The sequence below is a fragment of the Pseudomonas sp. NFACC05-1 genome (genome assembly GCF_900100135.1).
Lineage (GTDB): Bacteria > Pseudomonadota > Gammaproteobacteria > Pseudomonadales > Pseudomonadaceae > Aquipseudomonas > Aquipseudomonas fluorescens_Q.
Genome location: NZ_FMTR01000002.1, coordinates 270531 through 292092, shown reverse-complemented (window position 1 = coordinate 292092; position 21562 = coordinate 270531). Strand labels below are relative to the sequence as shown.

Genomic DNA, 21562 nt, shown 5'->3' with positions numbered 1-21562 from the left:
GTTGGTTTCCTTGTCATGACACTCCCGTCCGATCTGCCCCAAGAGCTCGCCCATCGTGGCGTGCGCCCGGCTGATCGCCTCGGTTTTACCCTGTTCCTGGCGGCGCTGATCCACCTGGCGCTGCTGCTGGGCGTCGGGTTTGCCACGGTCGAGCCCAAGCAGATCAGCCAGACGCTGGAAATCACCCTGGCCACCTTCAAGAGCGAGACCAAGCCCAAGAAGGCCGACTTCCTCGCCCAGGAAAACCAGCAAGGCAGCGGTACCCTGGAAAAAAAGGCGATCCCCAAGACCACCGAGATCGCGCCATTCCAGGATACCAAGGTACAAAAAGTCACCCCGCCGCCAGCCGCCAAGCCCGAGGTGCAGGAGACGGCGCCCAAGGCCGCCGTGACCACCGTGGCGCCAAAACCGAAAAAGGCCCCGGTCAAGGAAGAGGTCAAGCCTGATCCCAAGCCCAAGGCCCCCGAACCCACTTTCGACAGCTCACAGTTGTCCAGCGACATCGCCAGCCTGGAAGCCGAACTGGCCCAGGAGCAACAGCTCTACGCCAAGCGCCCGCGCATCCATCGCCTGAGCGCCGCTTCGACCATGCGCGACAAGGGCGCCTGGTACAAGGACGAATGGCGCAAGAAGGTCGAGCGCATCGGCAACCTCAACTACCCCGACGAAGCCCGGCGCAAACAGATCTACGGCAACCTGCGGCTGATGGTCTCGATCAACCGCGACGGCTCGTTGTATGAAGTGCTGGTACTAGAGTCCTCCGGCCAGCCGCTGCTGGACCAGGCCGCCCAACGGATCGTGCGCCTGGCTGCGCCGTTCGCGCCGTTTACCGGGGACCTGTCGGACATCGACCGACTGGAAATCATCCGCACCTGGAAGTTTGCCCGTGGCGATCGGCTTTCGAGCAATTGAACGAGAGCGGCGTGCCTCGCCCAACTGCATGCAGTGAGCGAGTCGGGCCGCCAGGCTGGCCAGCACAAACCCGATATTGGCGATTGGCAGCAGGGCCTTGCCAGGTCCGGGCGAGGAGGAAAACCTAACTGTTCTGTCAGTAGCATCCGACGATCGACGCCCGCACAATGCCTGACAATGCCAACCCAGGTGTACGTCATGTCGACTGTTGAAAAGCAATTGCTTTGTCGCTATCACTACGACCCCTTGGACAAACTGGTCGGCCAGCAGGTGCCAGGCCAACCCGACCTGCAGCGCTTCTACTGTCGGCACCGCCTGGCCACCGAAATCCAGGGCGCCCTGCGGTATTCACTGGTCCAGCAAGCAGACTTGCTCCTGGCTCAACAGAGCCAGCCAGGCGAGACGCGCCTGTTGGCAACCGACCAGCAGCGCTCGATCCTGCACACGCTCGACAGCGCGGGTGAACGCAACCCTGTGGCCTATTCGGCCTATGGTCATCGCCCTGCGCAAAACGGTCTATTGAGCCTGCTCGGTTTCAACGGCGAACGCCCGGATCCCATAACGGGCCATTATCTACTGGGCAATGGCTACCGGGCTTTCAACCCAGTACTGATGCGCTTCAACAGCCCGGACAGCTGGAGCCCCTTCAGGCCGGGTATCTTGAATAGCTATGCCTACTGCCTGGGAGACCCAATAAACAGGAGGGATGATAATGGTCATTTACCAGTAAAATGGATAATGAGAATTCCTTTCAGGAAAATTAAACTTCATTTTTTAAGCAAGAAAATCAATCGTGCCACTACAAATACAATCCGCACATTCCGCACATATAAAACATCCACAGATGAACAACTACAGAAGCTTATTAACGAAGGTATACCCGGCGCCTTGGAGAGTGCCCACCGAGGAATATCTCTTCAGAATTTAGCCGCGAATAAATTTTTTTTAACCCATCGGGCATATGGGGACCAACTTAAAAAATTTTCTTTGCCAATGCAGGAGGAAATTATTTCGCAGATTGAAGCGACTAGACTCAAATACAGCAACTACAAGGGCTCTGACAACTGGGTAAAAGGCAAAGTCTATCGTCTACAGTCACATCTAGTAAAAGACCAGCCACGCCAACCTGCAACAACATGGTCCTTGCAACTCCAAGATCTCCTAGATTCTCCTGAAACAACCAGTTCCATGATTAAGGACGTCAGCGCACAAGACATTGAGTGGATAGCCCAAAACCTATCAACTCCAGATCGCGTCCCCTACGATGAAGCGGTGAAGAGGTTCAATCAGCTGCATGAGCTGAGAAATAAAGTGCGCGGTCCTCGACAACGAGGTTAACGTCTATAAAACACATTCCTTCGAGGCGCACGCCCTTGTCAGCTCGACAAGGCGGAGCCTACCGGCCCGCGCAATGCTTGCCGGCCATGTCGCTGACACCGCTTGTCAGCCGCCCCGCCCAGCGCCACACTAGCGCCTATGAAAAACGTCAGCCCCACCTACCTCAAGCATCACTTCCTGATTGCCATGCCGCACATGGCCGATCCGAATTTTGCCCACACCTTGACCTACATCGTCGAGCACACGGCCAATGGGGCCATGGGGCTGGTAATCAATCGCCCGCAGGAATTGAACCTGGCGGACATCCTGGAGCAGTTGCGCCCCGAGGTCGAACCGCCACTCTTGTGCCAGCACGTGCCGATTTTCATCGGCGGCCCGGTGCAGACTGACCGCGGTTTCGTGCTCCACCCGTCGGGCCCCAAATACCAGGCCACCGTGGACCTGGACGGGGTGTCACTGTCCACCTCCCAGGACGTGCTGTTCGCCATCGCCGACGGCGTCGGCCCGGAGAAAAGCCTGATCGCCCTCGGCTATGCCGGTTGGGAACCCGGGCAACTGGAAGCCGAACTGGCCGACAACGCCTGGCTGACCTGCCCGTTCGACGCCGACATCCTGTTCAACACCAGCAGCGAACTGCGCCTGGAAGCGGCGGCCAGCCGGCTGGGGGTCAACCTCAGCCTGCTCACCAGCCAGGCAGGACACGCCTGATGGCGCTGCGCTTGCTGCTGGGCTTCGATTACGGCACCAAACAGATCGGCGTAGCGGTCGGCCAGGTCATTACCGGCCAGGCCCGTGAGTTGTGCACCTTGAAGGCACAGAATGGCGTTCCGGACTGGAACCAGGTCGAAGCGCTGATCAAGGAGTGGAAACCCGACGCCGTGGTGGTCGGCCTGCCGCTGAATATGGACGGTACGCCCAGCGACATGTGCCTGCGCGCCGAAAAATTCGCCCGCCGGCTCAACGGTCGCTACAACCTGCCCTTCTATACCCATGACGAACGCCTGACCACCTTCGAGGCCAAGGGCGAGCGCCTGGTGCGCGGCGGACAGAAAGGCAGTTACCGCGACAACCCGGTGGACGCCATCGCCGCCGCCCTGCTGTTGCAAGGCTGGCTCGACGCCAACGCCGCCCTGTTCGAAACCTGATTTTTTACAAAGCGCCGCCAAGGCGCTTTCTTTTAGCGATAAGCCGCGCCACTCACCACCGGCGCGGGAACCTGAAGGAGCCAGCATGAGCCTGCCCAATCCTGCCGAACTGATCAGCCAGATGGCGATTCGTCTCAAGGCACACCTGGAACACCGCGGCATCAGTGACCCGCGCTACATCGGCATTCGCACCGGTGGTGTCTGGGTCGCCCAGGCCTTGCTCGAAGCACTGGGCAGCCAATCACCACTGGGTACCCTGGACGTGTCCTTCTACCGCGACGACTTCAGCCAGAACGGCCTGCACCCGCAAGTGCGCCCCTCGGCCCTGCCGTTCGAGATCGAAGGCCAGCACCTGGTGCTGATCGACGACGTGCTGATGAGTGGCCGGACCATCCGCGCCGCCATGAACGAACTGTTCGATTACGGCCGCCCGGCCAGCGTGACGCTGGTGTGCCTGCTGGACCTGGACGCCGCCGAGCTGCCGATCCGGCCGAACGTGGTCGGCGCGACGCTGACGCTGGCCGCCCATGAGCGGGTCAAGCTCTCCGGGCCGTCGCCACTGCAACTCGAACTGCAAGACCTTGCCCTTTAACTGCCCTTGTAAGAGTCCATCGCGATGACGCCTCTCGAAACCAAGCGCCCGCTGCAGCTCAACGATCAGGGCCAGCTGCGGCACTTCCTGTCCCTCGACGGCCTGCGCCGCGAGCTGCTGACGGAAATCCTCGACACTGCCGACTCGTTCCTCGAAGTGGGCGCCCGGGCGGTGAAGAAAGTCCCGTTGCTGCGCGGCAAGACCGTCTGCAACGTGTTCTTCGAAAACTCCACCCGCACCCGCACCACCTTCGAGCTGGCGGCCCAGCGGCTGTCGGCGGACGTGATCACCCTCAACGTGTCCACGTCCTCGGCGAGCAAGGGCGAAACCCTGCTCGACACCCTGCGCAACCTCGAAGCCATGGCCGCCGACATGTTCGTCGTGCGCCACGGTGATTCCGGCGCAGCGCACTTCATTGCCGAGCACGTCTGCCCACAGGTGGCGATCATCAACGGCGGCGACGGCCGTCACGCCCACCCGACCCAGGGCATGCTGGACATGCTGACCATCCGTCGGCACAAGGGCAGCTTCGAGAACCTGTCGGTGGCCATCGTCGGCGACATCCTGCACTCGCGGGTGGCCCGTTCGAACATGCTGGCCCTCAAGACCCTCGGCTGCCCAGACATCCGCGTGATCGCGCCGAAGACCCTGCTGCCCATCGGCGTCGAGCAATACGGCGTGAAGGTCTACACCGACATGACCGAAGGCCTCAAGGATGTGGACGTGGTGATCATGCTGCGCCTGCAACGCGAGCGCATGACCGGCGGCCTGTTGCCCAGCGAAGGCGAGTTCTACCGCCTGTTCGGCCTGACCACCGCCCGCCTGGCCGGGGCCAAGCCGGACGCTATCGTCATGCACCCAGGGCCGATCAACCGCGGCGTGGAGATCGAGTCGGCGGTGGCCGACGGGCCGCACTCGGTGATTCTCAATCAGGTGACCTACGGCATCGCCATCCGCATGGCCGTGCTGTCCATGGCCATGAGCGGGCAAACGGCCCAGCGCCAATTCGACCAGGAGAACGCCCAGTGAAGCTCAGCATTCTCGGCGCACGCGTGATCGATCCAGCCAGTGGCCTGGATCAAGTGACTGATATCCATATCGATGCCTGCAAGATCGTCGCCCTGGGCGCCGCTCCGGTCGGCTTCGTGGCCGTCGAGGTCCTCGACGCCCATGGCCTGGTGGCCGCCCCTGGCCTGGTGGACCTGAACGTCGCCCTGCGCGAACCGGGCTACAGCCGCAAAGGCAGCATCGTCAGCGAAACCCGGGCCGCCGCTGCCGGTGGCGTGACCAGCCTGTGCTGTCCGCCACAGACCAAACCGGTGCTGGACACCTCGGCCGTCGCCGAACTGATCCTCGACCGTGCCCGCGAGGCCGGCAACACCAAGGTCTTCCCGATTGGCGCACTGAGCAAGGGCCTGGACGGCGAGCAACTGGCCGAACTCATCGCCCTGCGCGACGCCGGGTGCGTGGCGTTCGGCAACGGCCTGAACAGTTTCCGCAACACCCGTACCCTGTGCCGTGCCCTGGAATACGCGGCGACCTTCGGCCTGACGGTGATCTTCAACTCCCAGGACCACGACCTGGCCGAAGGTGGCCTGGCCCACGAAGGCCCGACCGCCAGTTTCCTCGGCCTGCCGGGCATCCCGGAAACCGCCGAAACCGTGGCCCTGGCCCGGGACCTGCTGTTGGTCGAGCAAAGCGGCGTGCGCGCGCACTTCAGCCAACTGACCAGTGCTCGCGGTGCGGCACTGATCGCCCAGGCCCAGGCCCGCGGCTTGCCGGTGACCGCCGATGTGGCGCTGTACCAGTTGATCCTGACTGACGAAGCGCTGATCGATTTCAACAGCGTCTACCACGTCCAGCCGCCACTGCGCACCCGCGCCGACCGCGATGGCCTGCGCGAGGCGGTGAAATCCGGGGTGATCTCGGCCATCTCCAGCCACCACCAACCCCATGAGCGCGATGCCAAGCTGGCACCGTTCGGCGCCACCGAGCCGGGCATCAGCAGTGTCGAACTGCTGCTACCGCTAGCCCTGACGCTGGTGGAAGACGGCTTGCTGGACCTGCCGACCCTGCTGGCACGCCTGAGCGACGGCCCGGCCCAGGCGCTGCAATTGCCGGCGGGGAAACTGGCGGTGGGCGCCGCGGCGGACCTGGTGCTGTTCGACCCCGCCGCGTCCACCGTGGCCGGTGAAGCCTGGCGCTCCAAGGGTGACAACTGCCCGTTCATCGGCCATAGCCTGCCGGGTGCGGTGCGTTACACCCTGATGGATGGGCGGATTACTCACCAGGCCTGATACCGCGCCGCACCTATCGCGAGCAAGCTCGCTCCCACAAGTGGATCTTTGGTGAACACATGATGTGTGAACACCTCAATCCAGTGTGGGAGCGAGCTTGCTCGCGATGCAGGCGACCAGGTCTTACTGAAAAGCCCCACGCTTCTGCGCATTACGGATCGACACCTGATCATTCAGCGTCCAGAAGTCATATAGCACCCCCAGGAAAAATACCCCGCCAGTCAGCAAGTAAAGGATCCCGCTGAGCCATTTGCCCTGGTACATGCGGTGTACGCCCAGCACCCCGAGAAACGTCAGCAGAATCCACGCCACGCTGTACTCGATAGGCCCCGGGGTAAACCGCAGGTCCGCTTCGCGATCCATGGCCGGGATCAGGAACAGGTCGATCAGCCAACCAATGCCCAGCAGGCCGAAGGTGAAGAACCAGATCGTGCCCGTGACCGGCTTGCCGTAATAGAAACGGTGGGCGCCGGTAAAACCGAAAATCCACAGCAGATACCCAATGACTTTGCTGTGGGTATCGCGGATTGCGTCCTGCTGATAGCTGTTCATGAATGGCCTCTTTTGCCTCGATAGATAAATTTTTTCGGAGTTTTTGTGACTTTTTCGTGTCCAGCCGACAAGCGGTCCTGGGCGATTCGAACCGGCGAAAGCCCCGTGATATAGGGGTTCTGTCGGACAATCAGGTCAATTTGTCGCATTTCGCCGGGTTTTTCGCTGCGTTTCGAATCGACAAACGGCCTCGGAATGGCAAAAAAAGCTGTTATAAAGTTGCGCGCCAACCTTTAAGAGCCTTGCCTAATGCGTCCATTTTTCAAGACATGGCTAACCATTTGCCTATTATTGCCACTGGCCGCCCACGCCACCAATCGTGAGCAACGTCTTCCCAACGTCAACGGCTATACCCCGAAATCCCATGTCTCTGCCTCCTTGAGCAAGGACAAGCCAAGCGCCCAGCGCGTGAGCACGACCAACAGCAAGCTGGTCCCGCCGATGGCGACCAAAGCGAGCAGCAATGTGTTGAGTCGCGCCGTGAATGTACTGGGCACACCTTATCGTTGGGGCGGCAGTAGCCCAAGTAAAGGTTTCGATTGCAGCGGACTGGTGAAATACGCCTTCAACGACGCCACCTTCGACCTGCCGCGCACCTCCAACGCCATGGCCGCCGGTCATGGCGAGAAAGTCGAGCGCAAGGACCTCAAGCCCGGTGACCTGATCTTCTTCAAGCTCAAGAGCCGCCGGGTCAACCACGTGGCCATCTACCTGGGCAACGACCGCTTCATCCACGCCCCGCGCCGTGGCAAGTCGGTGAGCATCGACACCTTGAACAAACCGTACTGGAACACCCATTACGTGGTGGCCAAGCGCGTGCTGCCGAAAGAGCCGGGTGCGATGCGCGTGGTTCAGCGCTGATCTGAAGCGCTCACCGGCCCCCCCTGTGGCGAGGGAGCTTGCTCCCGCTGGGTGGCGCAGCCGCCCCAAAACAGACCCATGATCTCTGTGGACCCAATTATTTTGGGTCCGCTTCGCGGCCCAGCGGGAGCAAGCTCCCTCGCCACAGGGACCGTATCAGGCCTTACTGACCGTTTCCCCGCCTCAGAAATTATCCGGCGTACGCGCCCGCTCCCGCGCATGTTCGCGGCTGATCAAGCCTTTGTTCACCAGTTCCTTCAGGCACATATCCAGAGTCTGCATTCCCAGCGAACCCCCCGTCTGGATGGCCGAGTACATCTGCGCCACCTTGTCTTCACGGATCAGGTTCCGAATGGCCGAGGTGCCCAGCATGATTTCATGCGCCGCGATCCGGCCGCCGCCGATCTTCTTGACCAGCGTCTGGGAAATCACCGCCTGCAGTGATTCCGACAGCATCGAACGAACCATGGACTTCTCGTCGCCGGGGAACACGTCCACCACCCGGTCAATGGTCTTGGCCGCCGATGTGGTGTGCAGGGTGCCAAACACCAGGTGCCCGGTTTCCGCGGCTGTCAGCGCCAGGCGAATAGTCTCCAGGTCGCGCATCTCCCCCACCAGGATCACGTCCGGGTCCTCCCGCAGGGCCGAACGCAGGGCCGTGGAGAAACCCTGGGTGTCGCGGTGCACCTCACGCTGGTTGATCAGGCATTTGCGCGGTTCGTGAACGAATTCGATAGGGTCTTCGATGGTGAGGATGTGATGGTGCTTGTGGCTGTTCAAGTAATCGATCATGGCCGCCAATGTGGTGGACTTGCCTGAACCGGTCGGCCCGGTCACCAACACCAGTCCGCGAGGCGCCTCGGTCACTTTGCGAAATACCTCGCCCATCCCCAGGTCTTCCATGGTCAGGACTTTCGACGGAATGGTCCGAAACACCGCCCCCGCACCGCGATTCTGGTTGAAGGCGTTGACCCGGAACCGCGCCACGCCCGGCACGTCGAAGGAAAAATCGGTCTCCAGAAACTTTTCGTAATCTACTCGTTGCCGGTCGTTCATGATGTCGTAGATCAGTTCATGAACCTGCTTGTGGTCCAATGCCGGCAGGTTGATGCGCCTGACATCGCCATCAACGCGGATCATCGGTGGCAGCCCGGCGGACAGGTGCAGGTCCGACGCGCCCTGCTTGGCGCTGAACGCCAGTAACTCAGTGATATCCATAGCGCTCCTCAATTCCAGTAGAATGCCGCGAACCTCACCGCTGGCGCTTCTTTATGTCCACGATAGCAGACAACATCGCTCAGGTTAGTTCGCGCATCCGCGCTGCGGAGCAGGCCGCCCAGCGTGCCGAACACAGTGTCAAACTGCTGGCCGTGAGCAAGACCAAACCCGTCCAGGCCCTGCGCGAAGCCTATGCCGCCGGCCTGCGGGACTTCGGCGAGAACTACCTGCAAGAAGCCTTGGGCAAACAGCTCGAACTGACCGACCTGCCCTTGATCTGGCACTTCATCGGCCCCATTCAATCGAACAAGACGCGCGCTATCGCCGAACATTTCGACTGGGTGCATTCCGTGGATCGCTTGAAAATTGCACAGCGTCTGTCCGAGCAGCGTCCGGCCGACTTGCCACCGCTGAACATCTGCATTCAGGTCAATGTCAGCGGTGAAGCCAGCAAATCCGGCTGCACCCCAGCGGACCTGCCCGCCCTGGCCAGCGCTATCAGCGCCCTGCCCCGCCTGAAACTGCGCGGATTGATGGCGATTCCCGAACCCACCGAAGACCGCGCCGCCCAGGATGCTGCCTTCGCCGCGGTCCAACGCTTGCAAGCCAGCCTGGCGCTACCGCTGGACACCCTTTCCATGGGCATGAGCCACGACCTTGAGTCAGCGATTGCCCAAGGCGCCACCTGGGTGCGCATCGGAACGGCCCTGTTCGGCGCCCGCGACTACGGTCAATCCTGAAACATGGCCGACTCATCTCTTTATAAGGACCTGTCATGAGCAACACGCGTATTGCCTTCATCGGCGCCGGCAATATGGCCGCCAGCCTGATCGGCGGCCTGCGGGCCAAGGGCCTGGACGCTTCCCTGATCCGCGCCAGCGATCCGGGTGAAGAGACCCGCAACCGGGTGAGCCGCGAACACGGCATCCAAACCTTCGCCGACAACGCCCAGGCCATCGACGGCGCGGACGTCATCGTGCTGGCGGTCAAGCCGCAAGCGATGAAAACCGTCTGCGCGGCCCTGCGCCCAAGCCTCAAGCCTCATCAACTGGTGGTGTCGATTGCCGCCGGCATCACGTGCGCCAGCATGAACAACTGGCTCGGCGAGCAGCCGATCGTACGCTGCATGCCCAACACCCCGGCACTGCTGCGCCAGGGCGTCAGCGGCCTGTTCGCTACTTCCCAAGTGTCCGCCGCACAACGCCAGCAGGCCGAGGAACTGCTGTCGGCTGTCGGCCTGGCACTGTGGCTGGACACCGAACAGCAATTGGACGCCGTCACCGCCGTCTCCGGCTCGGGCCCGGCGTACTTTTTCCTGCTGATCGAAGCCATGACCGCCGCCGGTGAGAAACTCGGCCTGCCCCGGGAAACCGCTGCCCAACTGACCTTGCAGACCGCACTAGGCGCCGCACACATGGCTGTCTCCAGCGACGTCGACGCGGCCGAGCTGCGCCGCCGCGTGACCTCGCCGGCCGGCACCACCGAAGCGGCCATCAAATCGTTCCAGGCCGGGGGCTTCGAAGCCCTGGTGGAAAAAGCACTCGGCGCCGCCGCGCACCGCTCGGCCGAAATGGCCGAACAACTGGGCCAATAAGGAGTTATTCATGATTGGATTGAACACTGCAGCGGTCTACGTGCTGCAAACCCTCGGCAGCCTGTACCTGCTGATCGTGCTGCTGCGTTTCGTGCTGCAACTGGTGCGCGCGAACTTCTACAACCCGCTCTGCCAGTTCATCGTCAAGGCCACCCAGCCGCTGCTCAAGCCACTGCGCCGGATCATCCCAAGCGTGTTCGGCCTGGACATGTCCTCGCTGGTACTGGCGATCCTGGTGCAACTGGCGCTGATGGCCCTGACCCTGCTGCTGACCTACGGCACCACCGGCAACCCGTTGCAACTGCTGATCTGGTCGCTCATTGGCGTGACCGCGCTGTTCCTGAAGATTTTCTTCTTCGCCATGATCATCAGCGTGATCCTGTCGTGGGTCGCGCCGGGCAGCCATAACCCAGGTGCCGAACTGGTCAACCAGATCTGCGAACCGGCCCTGGCGCCGTTCCGTCGTATCGTGCCGAACCTTGGCGGCCTGGATATCTCGCCGATCCTGGCGTTCATGGTGCTCAAGCTGATCGACATGCTGGTGATCAACAACCTGGCGGCGATCACCATGATGCCGGAAATCCTGCGCCTGCTGATCTGACCCCAGTGAGCTACTTTCGCTGGGATGGCGACGACCTGATCCTGGAGTGTCACCTGCAACCGGCAGCCCGCAGCGATGATTTCGCCGGGCTGCACGGTGACCGCCTGAAGATCCGCCTCACCGCCCCGCCGGTCGAGGGCAAGGCCAACGCGTACCTGATGGCGTTCCTGGCCAAGGCGTTTGGCGTGTCCAAGAGCCAGGTCAGCCTGATCAGTGGCGAGTTGAACCGGCAGAAGCGGGTGCGGATTCATTCGCCGAAGAAGCTGCCGGAGTTGCCGGGCCTCGTCCGGCCCACCTGATGAATGACCAACCCTGTGGCGAGGGAGCTTGCTCCCGCTGGGCTGCGAAGCAGCCCCCAACCAGGCAACGCGCTATTACCTATGGTACGGGACATCGGCCTGATAGGGCCGCTTCGCGCCCCAGCGGGAGCAAGCTCCCTCGCCACAAGGAAACTCATCCGGCACAGGGTTTTCACTCAAGGAACAATCAGCGCCGCCCGTTGCTTGCCGCCTGCCACAGCGGTCTTTAGACTTACGCCTCATTTCAACGCGAGCAGGGTCGATGCCAGCTGCCTTTCCCCCCGATTCCGTTGGTCTGGTGACGCCGCAAATGGCGCATTTCAGCGAGCCACTGGCCCTGGCCTGCGGCCGTTCGTTGCCAGCCTATGACCTGATCTACGAAACCTACGGCACCCTCAATGCCACGGCGAGCAATGCCGTGCTGATTTGCCACGCCTTGTCGGGGCATCACCACGCCGCCGGCTACCACAGCGTCGACGACCGCAAGCCCGGCTGGTGGGACAGCTGCATCGGCCCGGGCAAGCCCATCGATACCAGCAAGTTCTTCGTGGTCAGCCTTAACAACCTGGGCGGCTGCAACGGCTCCACCGGCCCCAGCAGCCTCAACCCGGACACCGGCAAACCTTTCGGTGCCGACTTCCCGGTGCTGACCGTGGAAGACTGGGTCCACAGCCAGGCACGCCTGGCCGACCGCCTCGGAATCGGCCAGTGGGCCGCCGTGATCGGCGGCAGCCTGGGGGGCATGCAAGCTTTGCAGTGGACCATCACCTACCCGGACCGCGTGCGCCACTGCCTGGCAATCGCCTCGGCGCCCAAGCTGTCGGCGCAGAACATCGCCTTCAACGAAGTGGCGCGCCAGGCGATCCTCACCGACCCCGAATTCCACGGCGGCTCGTTCCAGGAACACGGCGTGATCCCCAAGCGCGGGCTGATGCTGGCGCGGATGGTCGGGCACATCACCTACCTGTCCGACGACTCCATGGGCGAGAAATTCGGCCGTGGCCTCAAGAGCGAAAAGCTCAACTACGACTTCCACAGCGTCGAGTTCCAGGTCGAGAGCTACCTGCGTTATCAGGGTGAAGAGTTCTCCGGGCGTTTCGACGCTAACACCTACCTGTTGATGACCAAGGCACTGGATTACTTCGATCCGGCAGCGAACTTCGACGATAACCTGGCGAAAACCTTCGCCAATGCCACCGCCAAGTTCTGCGTGATGTCGTTCACCACCGACTGGCGCTTCTCCCCGGCGCGCTCGCGGGAGCTGGTGGACGCGCTGATGGCCGCGCGCAAGGACGTCTGCTACCTGGAAATCGACGCGCCCCAGGGTCACGACGCCTTTTTGATCCCGATCCCGCGCTACCTGCAGGCGTTCGGCAACTACATGAACCGTATAACGCTGTGAGGACGCCATGAGAGCCGATCTGGAAATCATCCAGGAATGGATCCCCGCCGGCAGCCGCGTGCTCGACCTGGGCTGCGGCAACGGCGAACTGCTGACCTGGCTGCGGGACAACAAGCAAGTCAGCGGCTACGGCCTGGAAAACGACCCGGACAACATTGCCGAGTGCGTCGCCAAGGGCATCAACGTGATCGAGCAGGACCTGGACAAGGGCCTGGGCAACTTTGCCAGCAATAGCTTCGACATCGTGGTCATGACCCAAGCCCTGCAAGCGGTGCACTACCCGGACAAGATCCTCGACGAAATGCTGCGGGTCGGACGCCAGTGCATCATCACCTTCCCCAACTTCGGCCACTGGCGTTGCCGCTGGTACCTGGCGAGCAAGGGCCGCATGCCGGTCTCGGAGTTCCTGCCCTACACCTGGTACAACACACCGAACATTCACTTTTGCACCTTCGAGGATTTCGAAGCGCTGTGCCGCGAGCGTGAAGCCAAGGTCATCGATCGCCTGGCCGTGGACCAGCAGCACCGCCACGGGTGGGCCAGCAAGCTATGGCCTAATCTGTTAGGTGAGATAGGCATCTATCGGGTCAGCAGCCCAGGCCTTACCGATTATCAGGTCGCGGTGTGAGCCCCGGCCTCACCAGGAGCACGACATGAACCGTCTAGCGTTGTTTCTCATCACCGCTTGCCTGAGCGTTGGCGCCATGGCCGCCGACGCTATCAAGGGCGAGCGCAAGGAAGTGTTCGGTGATATCACCGTGCACTACAACACCTTCAACTCCACCTTCCTGACGCCGGATATCGCCAAGGCTGCCGAGCTGATTCGCAGCAAGAACCAAGGCGTGATCAATGTCTCGGTGATCAAAAGCGGCAAGCCATTGATCGCCGACGTCAGCGGCACGGTGAAGGACCTGACCAGCAAGACAGTCCCCCTCTCCTTCCGCCAGATCACCGAACGAGGCGCGATATATTACATCGCCCAGTATCCAGTGGACCAACAGGAAACCCGCACCTTCGAGATCAAGGTGAAAACCGGCGACAAGATCAACACCATCAACTTCAACCAGGAACTGTTCCCGGGCCAATGATCAATTTCACCCAACTCGTACTGGCCAGCCACAACGCCGGCAAACTCAAGGAACTGCAGGCCATGCTCGGCGGGGCGGTGCAGTTGCGCTCGATTGGCGAGTTCAGCCAGGTGGAGCCGGAAGAGACCGGCCTGTCGTTCGTCGAGAACGCCATCCTCAAGGCCCGCAATGCCGCACGCATCTCGGGCCTGCCAGCGCTGGCCGACGATTCCGGGCTGGCCGTGGACTTCCTGGGCGGCGCGCCAGGCATTTACTCGGCCCGTTACGCTGACGGCAAAGGTGACGCGGCGAACAACGCCAAGCTGCTCGACGCCCTCAAGGACGTGCCCGAAGCCGAGCGCGGCGCGCAGTTCGTGTGTGTGCTGGCCCTGGTCCGCCATGCCGATGATCCGCTGCCGATCCTCTGCGAAGGCCTGTGGCACGGGCGCATTCTCACCGAAGCCAGCGGCGAGCACGGTTTTGGCTATGACCCGTTGTTCTGGGTGCCGGAGCGCAACTGCTCCAGCGCCGAACTGGGCCCGGTGGAAAAAAACCAGCTGAGCCACCGCGCCCGCGCCATGGCCCTGCTGCGTCAACGCCTGGGCCTGCAATGACCATTGATTCTCCCGCACCGCTGATTCACGGCGGTGCACAAACACCTCGGGTGCCACTGCCAGTGCTGCCGCCCCTGGCGTTGTACGTCCACATCCCGTGGTGCGTGCGCAAATGCCCGTATTGTGACTTCAACTCCCACACCGCCAGCCCGCAGTTGCCGGAAGAGGAATATGTCGACGCCTTGCTGGCCGACCTCGACCAGGATCTGCATGCGGCCCATGGTCGCCCGTTGAGCTCGATCTTTTTTGGTGGCGGCACCCCGAGCCTGTTCAGCGCCCAAGCCCTGGGGCGGTTGCTCAAGGGTGTCGAGGCGCGGATACCCTTCGCCCAGGACATTGAAATCACCCTGGAAGCCAACCCCGGCACCTTCGAGCAAGAAAAATTCGTCGCTTACCGGGCCTTGGGCATCAATCGCCTGTCCATCGGCATCCAGAGCTTCCAGCAGGCCAAGCTCGAGGCCCTGGGACGGATCCACAACGGTGACGAGGCGGTGCGCGCCGCCGGCATGGCCCGTCGGGCCGGGTTCGATAACTTCAACCTGGACCTGATGCATGGCCTGCCCGACCAGTCCCTCGACGACGCCCTGGGCGACCTGCGCCAAGCCATCGCCTTGAAGCCGACCCACCTGTCCTGGTACCAACTGACGCTGGAGCCGAACACGGTGTTCTGGAACCAGCCGCCGACCTTGCCCGAAGACGACACGCTGTGGGACATCCAGGAAGCCGGGCAAGCCCTGCTGGCCGAGCACGGCTACGCCCAATACGAAGTCTCGGCCTACGCCCAACCCGGTCGGGCGGCGCGGCATAACCTCAATTATTGGAGTTTCGGCGACTTCATCGGCATCGGTGCCGGTGCCCACGGCAAGCTCAGCCATCCGGACGGGCGCATCGTACGCACCTGGAAGACCCGCCTGCCCAAGGACTATCTCAACCCGGCCAAGCGCTTCCTGGCAGGGGAGAAAACCCTGACCAACGAAGAGCTGCCGTTCGAGTTCCTGATGAACGCCCTGCGCCTGACCGAAGGCGTTGACGCGCAACTATTTCCGCAGCGCACCGGCCTGCCCCTGCAAAGCCTGGCCGAAGGCCGGCGCGAGGCCGAACAAAGCGGGCTGTTGCAGGTCGAACCGACACGTCTGGCGGCCACCGAGCGCGGACAGCTGTTTCTCAACGACTTGCTGCAGACATTTTTGAGCTAATTACCCAAACAAGGAAATCGAATGGATCTGGTACTCGACCTGCTCGCCACCGTGTCCCGCTGGAGCCGCAGCAACCTGTCGGAAATCTCCCTGGCCTTGGTAGGCTGCCTGCTGGTGTTGTTTGGTGCCGACATCAAGGGCTGGGTCGAGCAACGCCTGGGCAGCATCGCCGGCGCCTTGCGCGTACCGTTGATCGCCCTGCTGTGCATGATCGGCAGCGGCGCGGCACTGATCTATGCCACGCCGTGGGTCGTCCGGGGCTTGAGCCAGTTCAACAACTACAGCCTGGCGCCGGTGTTGTTGGTGGTGCTGGTGTTGATTGGCGTGGTGGCGGATCGGCGCTGATCCCTCAGACACCACAAAACAACTGTGGGAGCGAGCTTGCTCGCGATGGGGCCATAACATCCAACATCAATGTTGACTGCTATGCCGCCATCGCGAGCAAGCTCGCTCCCACAGGAGATCCCATTTCAACAGGATCTTCGGGTTTTACGCCAACTTCTCGAACTTCAAATCCCAAACCCCATGCCCCAGCCGCTCGCCACGGCGCTCGAACTTGGTGATCGGCCGTTCAGCCGGGCGCGGGACGCACTTGCCGTCTTCGGCCAGGTTGCGATAGCCCGGCGCGACGTTCATCACTTCCAGCATGTATTCGGCGTAGGGTTCCCAGTCCGTGGCCATGTGCAGCACACCACCGACCTTCAACTTGCTGCGCACCAGCTCAGCGAACGACGCCTGGACGATACGGCGCTTGTGGTGGCGGCTTTTATGCCAAGGGTCCGGAAAGAACAGCATCAGTCGGTCGAGGCTGTTGTCGGCCACGCAGCGGTTGAGCACTTCGATGGCGTCGCAATCGTAGACCCGCAGGTTGGTCAGCCCTTGGGTCAGCACGCCGTTGAGCAGCGCACCGACACCGGGACGGTGGACTTCCACACCGATGAAATCCTGCTCCGGCGAAGCGGCGGCCATTTCCAGCAACGAATGCCCCATGCCGAAGCCGATTTCCAGCGAGCGCGGGGCCGAGCGGCCGAACACCTGGTCAAAATCCACCGGCGCATCGGCAAGCGGCAGGACAAACAGCGGCGCACCCTGCTCCAGGCCGCGCTGCTGGCCTTCAGTCATGCGCCCGGCGCGCATCACGAAACTCTTGATGCGGCGGTGCTGGCGCTCTTCGCCTTCTTCCGGCAGGACCGGCGTGTCGTTCGATTCAGTCATCAATGGCTCTTACTTGATCAGACCATCCAGCGGCGAGGAGGCGCTGGCGTAAAGTTTTTTCGGCATGCGGCCAGCCAGGTACGCCAGGCGACCGGCGACAATCGCGTGTTTCATCGCTTCGGCCATCAGGATCGGCTGCTGGGCGTGGGCGATGGCGGAATTCATCAACACCGCTTCGCAACCCAGCTCCATGGCGATCGTGGCGTCGGAGGCGGTACCGACACCGGCATCCACCAGCACCGGGATCTTGGCTTCTTCCAGGATGATCTGCAGGTTGTACGGGTTGCAGATCCCCAGGCCCGTGCCGATCAGGCCGGCCAGCGGCATGACCGCGATGCAGCCGATTTCCGCCAACTGGCGGGCGATGATCGGGTCATCGCTGGTGTAGACCATCACGTCGAAACCTTCCTTGACCAGGGTTTCGGCGGCCTTGAGGGTTTCGATCACGTTGGGGAACAGGGTTTTCTGGTCCGCCAGCACTTCCAGCTTCACCAGGTTGTGGCCGTCGAGCAGTTCACGGGCCAGGCGGCAGGTGCGCACGGCCTCGATGGCATCGAAGCAGCCGGCGGTGTTCGGCAGGATCGTGTAGCGATCCGGCGGCAGGATATCCAGCAGGTTCGGTTCGCCCGGATTCTGGCCGATGTTGGTCCGGCGCACGGCGACGGTCACGATTTCGGCGCCCGAGGCTTCGATGGCCAGGCGGGTTTCTTCCATGTCGCGGTATTTGCCGGTGCCTACCAGCAAGCGCGACTGGTAGGTACGACCGGCCAGGACGAAGGGCTTGTCGCTACGAACGATGCTCATGGGAAATCCTCTGTTGGGGTGAGGTTCTTGCGAAAGGCTGCGAAACCGAGGCGACTAGCCGCCGCCGATGGCGTGGACCACTTCGACGCTGTCGCCGTCGTTCAAGGTGGTTTCGGCGTGCTGGCTGCGCGGGACGATATCCAGATTGAGTTCCACCGCCACCCGACGCCCGGTGAGTTCCAGACGGGTCAGCAGGGCCGCAACGGTTTCACCGTCGGGCAGATCAAGGGGTTCGCCGTTCAACTGAATGCGCATGCCGGATGCCGCCATCATTTTTAGGGGCTGGCATTCTAGCCCGATCAGTCTGGGGGACCCAAGCCATTCGTCATGAAATGGACCGCCCGGTCAGCCCAGCCGCCCGGCGGCAAGGCTCGGCTTTCAGGACGCACCTCAACCACCCGTGTCGTAAACGGGGACTAACCCTGAAACAACTTCACGGTTCAAGCCGCGCCATACCCCACCTATATTCTTTGCCTCCAAATGAATCTCACAAAAGGAAGAACCACGAGAGGCGCCTGTGGCCAGCACTCAGCATATTCCCGCCATCGACGGCTTGCGCGCACTTGCAGTCCTGAGCGTGATCATTTTCCACGCCGACTTTCTGAAGGCTTTGCCCGGTGGATTTACCGGCGTCGATATCTTCTTCGTCATCTCGGGCTACGTCATCAGCCAGTCGCTGTCCGCTCGCGCCAACCTGAGCTTCGTGGCCTATCTGGCGGATTTCTATCGCCGACGATTCCTGCGTATCGTGCCGGCCTTGCTATCAATGCTGCTGGTGTGCGGGATGCTCTCGGCGATGTTCGTGCCGCAAGCCTGGCTCAGCGCCCAGAATGACCGCACCGGGCTGGCCGCCTTCTTCGGCCTGAGCAACTTCGTGCTGGCGTGGAACACCGACACCTACTTCTCACCTTCCACTCAGCTTAACCCCTACACCCACACATGGACCCTGGCGGTAGAAGAGCAGTTCTACCTGGTTTTTCCCCTCATCCATTTCCTCTGGTTGCGCTACCGGGAGCGCAGCAAACTGGTCTGGACCTTGCTGCCTCTGCTGGCGCTGGTATCACTGGCCTATAGCGCCTTTGAGACACGGGACCACCCTCTTGAAGCCTTCTATCTGCTGCCCAGTCGATTCTGGGAGTTGGCCGCAGGAGCGATCCTCTTCCAGATGATCGCAACAGGACGCCTCGCTCCAACATCGCCTTTCGTATCCCAGGTCGCCTTGCTCGGCGGACTCGCATTGGTGACCAGCGGATTGTTTCTCGCCGATGAAAGACAGTTCCCCTTCCCCTGGGCGCTCATCACGGTTTCGGGCACGCTGTTGATCATTGCAGCCGTGGCGCAGGAAACCGCGCCCTCATCGCGGCTGTTGCGATTGCTGCAATCGTCGCCCGCGACCTACATCGGCCGGCTGTCCTACTCCCTGTATCTCTGGCATTGGCCGGTTCTGGTGCTCCTGCGCTGGACCACCGGCCTGGAGCTGCTGGTCGTGCAATTGGCCTACCCGGTGATCGTCATGGCATTGGCTGCTGCCTCCTATCACTGGGTCGAGACCCCGCTGCGCACCGGCGATTCGATGTTCCAACGCCGCGCCTGGATCACCATTACCTCAGGGCTTTGCGCGCTCGCCCTGTCATGGTCAGGTGCGCGCTGGGTCAGCGAAAACCCCGAAGCCGTGTCACTGAGCCAGACCCGCGATGCCTACACCTGGTTCTCCAGGCGGCTACCGCAACGGCCGGCCAGCGAATCCATCAATGACTCGCCATTGCAGGGTCGCCAGTTGTTTGTTTTCGGTGATTCGCACGCAGCGGCCTATCGCACAATGCTGAGCCTCGCCTCACGACAACTCGGCATCAGGGTCGTGGAATACGAGCGCGGCGGCTGCCCGGTGGCCAGTCTTATCGCACCCGACCCACAGGGTGCCTGCGCCCCAGCCCGGGAAAAGGCCTTGCGCGACATCGAGGCGCGGGCCAAACCGGGTGATATCGTCTTTCTCGCCTCTTTACGCATGCCGGAGCTGGCAGGGCGCGAATGGGCACGGGGCGAGGAAACCGTGTTCAATGACGTGCTTGCTGAGCTCACGCCCGGGAAGATGGTGGAGGCTCGGATTTCTGCTGAAACGGTCCTGAGGCGCTTGATGGCTGCCGAGGTGCGGGTGCTGATCAATGCGCCCATGCCGCTGTTCAAAGCCCCGCCCTATCGCTGCTCGGACTGGTTCAACCGGATGAACCCGATCTGCACCCCCGGGTTCACCATCACGCGAGATCGACTTGATCAGCTACGGGCAGCTCAAATGGCGCTGCTCGACCGCTTGGCCCGTCAATATTCGATGCTACGCATCTGGGATCCGCTGCCGCTGCTGTGTCCAGGCCCGACTTGTTCGGCCTATCGCGACGACAAACCGATTTTTCGCGACGGTGATCACCTCAGCGGCCATGGCAATCGCCTCCTTGCGCCTTCTTTCATGAAAGCCCTGCTCAATGGCTGAAAGCGTGCAAATTGTCGGCACCGTTAACCGAGGCGCCAGGCGGCAAGACCCAGGCACAGCCAACCGATCAGGAACGCCACGCCGCCGAACGGTGTGATGATGCCCAGCTTGCTGATGCCCGTAAGCGTCAACAGGTACAGGCTGCCGGAGAACAACAGGATGCCCACCACAAAAGAGACCCCAGCCCAAGTGACGATGCGCCCGGGGATGTGCGTGGCCAGCAGCGCAACGCCCAGCAACGCCAGGGTATGCACCAGTTGATAGGTGACCCCGGTGTGGAAAATCGCCAGGTACTCGGCGCTCAGGCGGTTTTTCAGGCCGTGGGCGGCAAATGCTCCCAGTGCCACGCCCGTGAAGCCGAAAAAAGCAGCCAGCATCAGAAAGCTACGCAACATGAGAACTCCAATCAGACTCGGTGGGCAGGGTCTGTATAATGGCCCGCTCGACGGGTTCGGCCAAGCCATCTCTATGCTGCGTTTACTGTTTCGACGATTCGTTAAAGCCCTGCTCTGGTTCGCCGTCGGCAGTGTTGTGCTGGTGCTGTTGTTTCGCGTAGTGCCGCCACCGTTCACGGCGCTGATGATCGAGCGCAAGGTTGAATCCTGGTTCGGCGGCGAACCGATCGACCTCCAGCGCACCTGGCAGCCTTGGGACCAGATCTCCGATAGCCTGAAAGTGGCAGTGATTGCTGGCGAAGACCAGAAATTCCCCGAGCATTGGGGCTTCGACATCGGCGCGATCCAGGCGGCGTTCGCCCACAACGGCCGTGGCGGTTCGATTCGCGGCGCCAGCACCCTCAGCCAGCAAGTGTCCAAGAACCTGTTCCTGTGGTCGGGCCGCAGCTGGCTGCGCAAGGGTCTCGAGGCTTGGTTCACCGCACTGATCGAGGTGTTCTGGCCCAAGCAGCGGATCCTTGAGGTGTACCTCAACAGCGTCGAGTGGGATGACGGTGTGTTCGGGGCCGAAGCCGCAGCACGGCATCATTTTCGCGTCAGCGCCGACGCGCTGTCCCGGCAGCAGGCCAGCCTGTTGGCGGCGGTCTTGCCTAACCCGCGGAAATGGAGCGCCAGCCGGCCGAGCCCTTACGTGCTGCGCAGGGCGAGCTGGATTCGCCAGCAGATGAGCCAGTTGGGGGGCGACAGTTATTTGCTGGGGCTCAATGATTCGCGGCGAGCACCTTGGGCGCAGTAGCCCCGACGACTCGGTGTGTCAGGCAAATGCTTGGGGCTGCTACGCAGCCCAGCGGGAGCAAGCTCCCTCGCCACAAAGGCTCGCTCCAACAGAATTGGCAGTGAATTCAAACTATCAAGCCCGAACAAAAACGCCCCGATCATCGCTGATCGGGGCGTTTTTTAAGGCCATTGCCGCAG

At 62.0% G+C, this 21562-nt stretch carries 26 protein-coding genes; 20 read left to right on the top strand and 6 right to left on the bottom strand.

From position 1 onward, the window contains the following. Positions 1–15 precede the first annotated feature (15 nt). The 7 genes from BLO97_RS05570 to BLO97_RS05540 all read left to right on the top strand — a co-directional run bounded on the left by BLO97_RS05570 (position 16) and on the right by BLO97_RS05540 (position 6284). Positions 16–912, top strand: a complete 897-nt coding sequence (locus tag BLO97_RS05570) for an energy transducer TonB (protein WP_057449546.1) — start codon at positions 16–18, stop codon at positions 910–912. 198 nt (positions 913–1110) lie between these two features. After that, positions 1111–2250 carry an RHS repeat-associated core domain-containing protein gene (locus tag BLO97_RS05565; protein ID WP_092345236.1) on the top strand — a complete coding sequence of 380 codons (1140 nt, stop codon included), beginning with the start codon at positions 1111–1113 and terminating at the stop codon, positions 2248–2250. 138 nt (positions 2251–2388) lie between these two features. Then, positions 2389–2958, top strand: a complete 570-nt coding sequence (locus BLO97_RS05560) for a YqgE/AlgH family protein (protein ID WP_003206472.1) — start codon at positions 2389–2391, stop codon at positions 2956–2958. Next, positions 2958–3395, top strand: coding sequence for a Holliday junction resolvase RuvX (gene ruvX, locus BLO97_RS05555; protein ID WP_003177497.1), 438 nt, complete (start codon positions 2958–2960; stop codon positions 3393–3395). Before BLO97_RS05560 ends, ruvX begins: the two co-directional genes overlap by 1 nt. An 85-nt stretch (positions 3396–3480) precedes the next feature. Then, positions 3481–3987, top strand: a complete 507-nt coding sequence (gene pyrR, locus BLO97_RS05550) for a bifunctional pyr operon transcriptional regulator/uracil phosphoribosyltransferase PyrR (RefSeq protein ID WP_003206474.1) — start codon at positions 3481–3483, stop codon at positions 3985–3987. 24 nt (positions 3988–4011) lie between these two features. Then, the gene (locus tag BLO97_RS05545) at positions 4012–5016 is read left to right on the top strand and encodes an aspartate carbamoyltransferase catalytic subunit (protein WP_003177495.1); all 1005 of its coding nucleotides are present in this window, start codon (positions 4012–4014) and stop codon (positions 5014–5016) included. After that, the gene (locus tag BLO97_RS05540) at positions 5013–6284 is read left to right on the top strand and encodes a dihydroorotase (protein WP_072346220.1); all 1272 of its coding nucleotides are present in this window, start codon (positions 5013–5015) and stop codon (positions 6282–6284) included. Before BLO97_RS05545 ends, BLO97_RS05540 begins: the two co-directional genes overlap by 4 nt. A 123-nt stretch (positions 6285–6407) precedes the next feature. Here the strand turns inward: BLO97_RS05540 and BLO97_RS05535 are convergent, their stop codons facing one another. Then, entirely contained in the window at positions 6408–6836 is a 429-nt protein-coding gene (locus BLO97_RS05535) for an NINE protein (protein WP_003206477.1), read from the bottom strand. A gap of 249 nt (positions 6837–7085) precedes the next feature. On the opposite strand from BLO97_RS05535, the gene BLO97_RS05530 reads away from it, so the two are divergent. Continuing rightward, on the top strand, positions 7086–7697 hold the full coding sequence (locus BLO97_RS05530; RefSeq protein ID WP_072346216.1) for a C40 family peptidase: 612 nt from the start codon (positions 7086–7088) through the stop codon (positions 7695–7697). A gap of 183 nt (positions 7698–7880) precedes the next feature. On the opposite strand, the gene BLO97_RS05525 is transcribed toward BLO97_RS05530, so the two are convergent. Further along, the gene (locus BLO97_RS05525; RefSeq protein ID WP_072346214.1) at positions 7881–8915 is read right to left on the bottom strand and encodes a type IV pilus twitching motility protein PilT; all 1035 of its coding nucleotides are present in this window, start codon (positions 8913–8915) and stop codon (positions 7881–7883) included. 53 nt (positions 8916–8968) lie between these two features. Here BLO97_RS05525 and BLO97_RS05520 point away from each other — a divergent pair, with 53 nt between their 5' ends. The 10 genes from BLO97_RS05520 to BLO97_RS05475 all read left to right on the top strand — a co-directional run bounded on the left by BLO97_RS05520 (position 8969) and on the right by BLO97_RS05475 (position 16033). Continuing rightward, complete coding sequence (locus BLO97_RS05520) at positions 8969–9655, top strand: YggS family pyridoxal phosphate-dependent enzyme (RefSeq protein ID WP_077508447.1); 687 nt, start codon at positions 8969–8971, stop codon at positions 9653–9655. Between the two features lie 35 nt (positions 9656–9690). After that, on the top strand, positions 9691–10509 hold the full coding sequence (gene proC, locus BLO97_RS05515; protein ID WP_072346212.1) for a pyrroline-5-carboxylate reductase: 819 nt from the start codon (positions 9691–9693) through the stop codon (positions 10507–10509). Between the two features lie 10 nt (positions 10510–10519). Then, on the top strand, positions 10520–11110 hold the full coding sequence (locus BLO97_RS05510; RefSeq protein ID WP_063323962.1) for a YggT family protein: 591 nt from the start codon (positions 10520–10522) through the stop codon (positions 11108–11110). 5 nt (positions 11111–11115) lie between these two features. After that, entirely contained in the window at positions 11116–11409 is a 294-nt protein-coding gene (locus BLO97_RS05505) for a DUF167 domain-containing protein (RefSeq protein ID WP_092150072.1), read from the top strand. Positions 11410–11671: 262 nt separating this feature from the next. Continuing rightward, on the top strand, positions 11672–12811 hold the full coding sequence (locus BLO97_RS05500; protein ID WP_063323960.1) for a homoserine O-succinyltransferase MetX: 1140 nt from the start codon (positions 11672–11674) through the stop codon (positions 12809–12811). Between the two features lie 7 nt (positions 12812–12818). Then, positions 12819–13439, top strand: a complete 621-nt coding sequence (gene metW / locus BLO97_RS05495; RefSeq protein WP_003206492.1) for a methionine biosynthesis protein MetW — start codon at positions 12819–12821, stop codon at positions 13437–13439. A gap of 25 nt (positions 13440–13464) precedes the next feature. Continuing rightward, complete coding sequence (locus BLO97_RS05490) at positions 13465–13899, top strand: DUF4426 domain-containing protein (protein WP_092150069.1); 435 nt, start codon at positions 13465–13467, stop codon at positions 13897–13899. After that, the gene (rdgB, locus tag BLO97_RS05485) at positions 13896–14492 is read left to right on the top strand and encodes an RdgB/HAM1 family non-canonical purine NTP pyrophosphatase (RefSeq protein ID WP_092150066.1); all 597 of its coding nucleotides are present in this window, start codon (positions 13896–13898) and stop codon (positions 14490–14492) included. Before BLO97_RS05490 ends, rdgB begins: the two co-directional genes overlap by 4 nt. Beyond that, positions 14489–15688, top strand: coding sequence for a radical SAM family heme chaperone HemW (hemW, locus tag BLO97_RS05480; RefSeq protein ID WP_092345234.1), 1200 nt, complete (start codon positions 14489–14491; stop codon positions 15686–15688). Before rdgB ends, hemW begins: the two co-directional genes overlap by 4 nt. A gap of 21 nt (positions 15689–15709) precedes the next feature. Further along, positions 15710–16033 (top strand): DUF3392 domain-containing protein, encoded by a 324-nt coding sequence (locus BLO97_RS05475; protein ID WP_003177482.1) that lies wholly within the window; start codon positions 15710–15712, stop codon positions 16031–16033. Between the two features lie 144 nt (positions 16034–16177). Here the strand turns inward: BLO97_RS05475 and trmB are convergent, their stop codons facing one another. Genes trmB through thiS form a run of 3 tightly spaced genes read right to left on the bottom strand, consistent with a single transcriptional unit; the run spans position 16178 to position 17962 of the window. Beyond that, on the bottom strand, positions 16178–16903 hold the full coding sequence (gene trmB / locus BLO97_RS05470) for a tRNA (guanosine(46)-N7)-methyltransferase TrmB (RefSeq protein ID WP_018609495.1): 726 nt from the start codon (positions 16901–16903) through the stop codon (positions 16178–16180). A gap of 9 nt (positions 16904–16912) precedes the next feature. Beyond that, positions 16913–17707: a thiazole synthase gene (locus BLO97_RS05465; protein ID WP_003177480.1), complete on the bottom strand. Its 795-nt coding sequence runs from the start codon at positions 17705–17707 to the stop codon at positions 16913–16915. A 54-nt stretch (positions 17708–17761) separates the two neighbouring features. After that, on the bottom strand, positions 17762–17962 hold the full coding sequence (gene thiS, locus BLO97_RS05460) for a sulfur carrier protein ThiS (protein WP_018609493.1): 201 nt from the start codon (positions 17960–17962) through the stop codon (positions 17762–17764). A gap of 262 nt (positions 17963–18224) precedes the next feature. Here thiS and BLO97_RS05455 point away from each other — a divergent pair, with 262 nt between their 5' ends. After that, positions 18225–20192, top strand: coding sequence for an acyltransferase family protein (locus BLO97_RS05455; RefSeq protein WP_092345232.1), 1968 nt, complete (start codon positions 18225–18227; stop codon positions 20190–20192). A 23-nt stretch (positions 20193–20215) separates the two neighbouring features. Here the strand turns inward: BLO97_RS05455 and BLO97_RS05450 are convergent, their stop codons facing one another. Continuing rightward, complete coding sequence (locus tag BLO97_RS05450) at positions 20216–20587, bottom strand: DUF423 domain-containing protein (protein ID WP_092150057.1); 372 nt, start codon at positions 20585–20587, stop codon at positions 20216–20218. A gap of 73 nt (positions 20588–20660) precedes the next feature. Here BLO97_RS05450 and mtgA point away from each other — a divergent pair, with 73 nt between their 5' ends. Further along, the gene (mtgA, locus tag BLO97_RS05445) at positions 20661–21383 is read left to right on the top strand and encodes a monofunctional biosynthetic peptidoglycan transglycosylase (RefSeq protein WP_063323956.1); all 723 of its coding nucleotides are present in this window, start codon (positions 20661–20663) and stop codon (positions 21381–21383) included. Positions 21384–21562 lie beyond the last annotated feature (179 nt).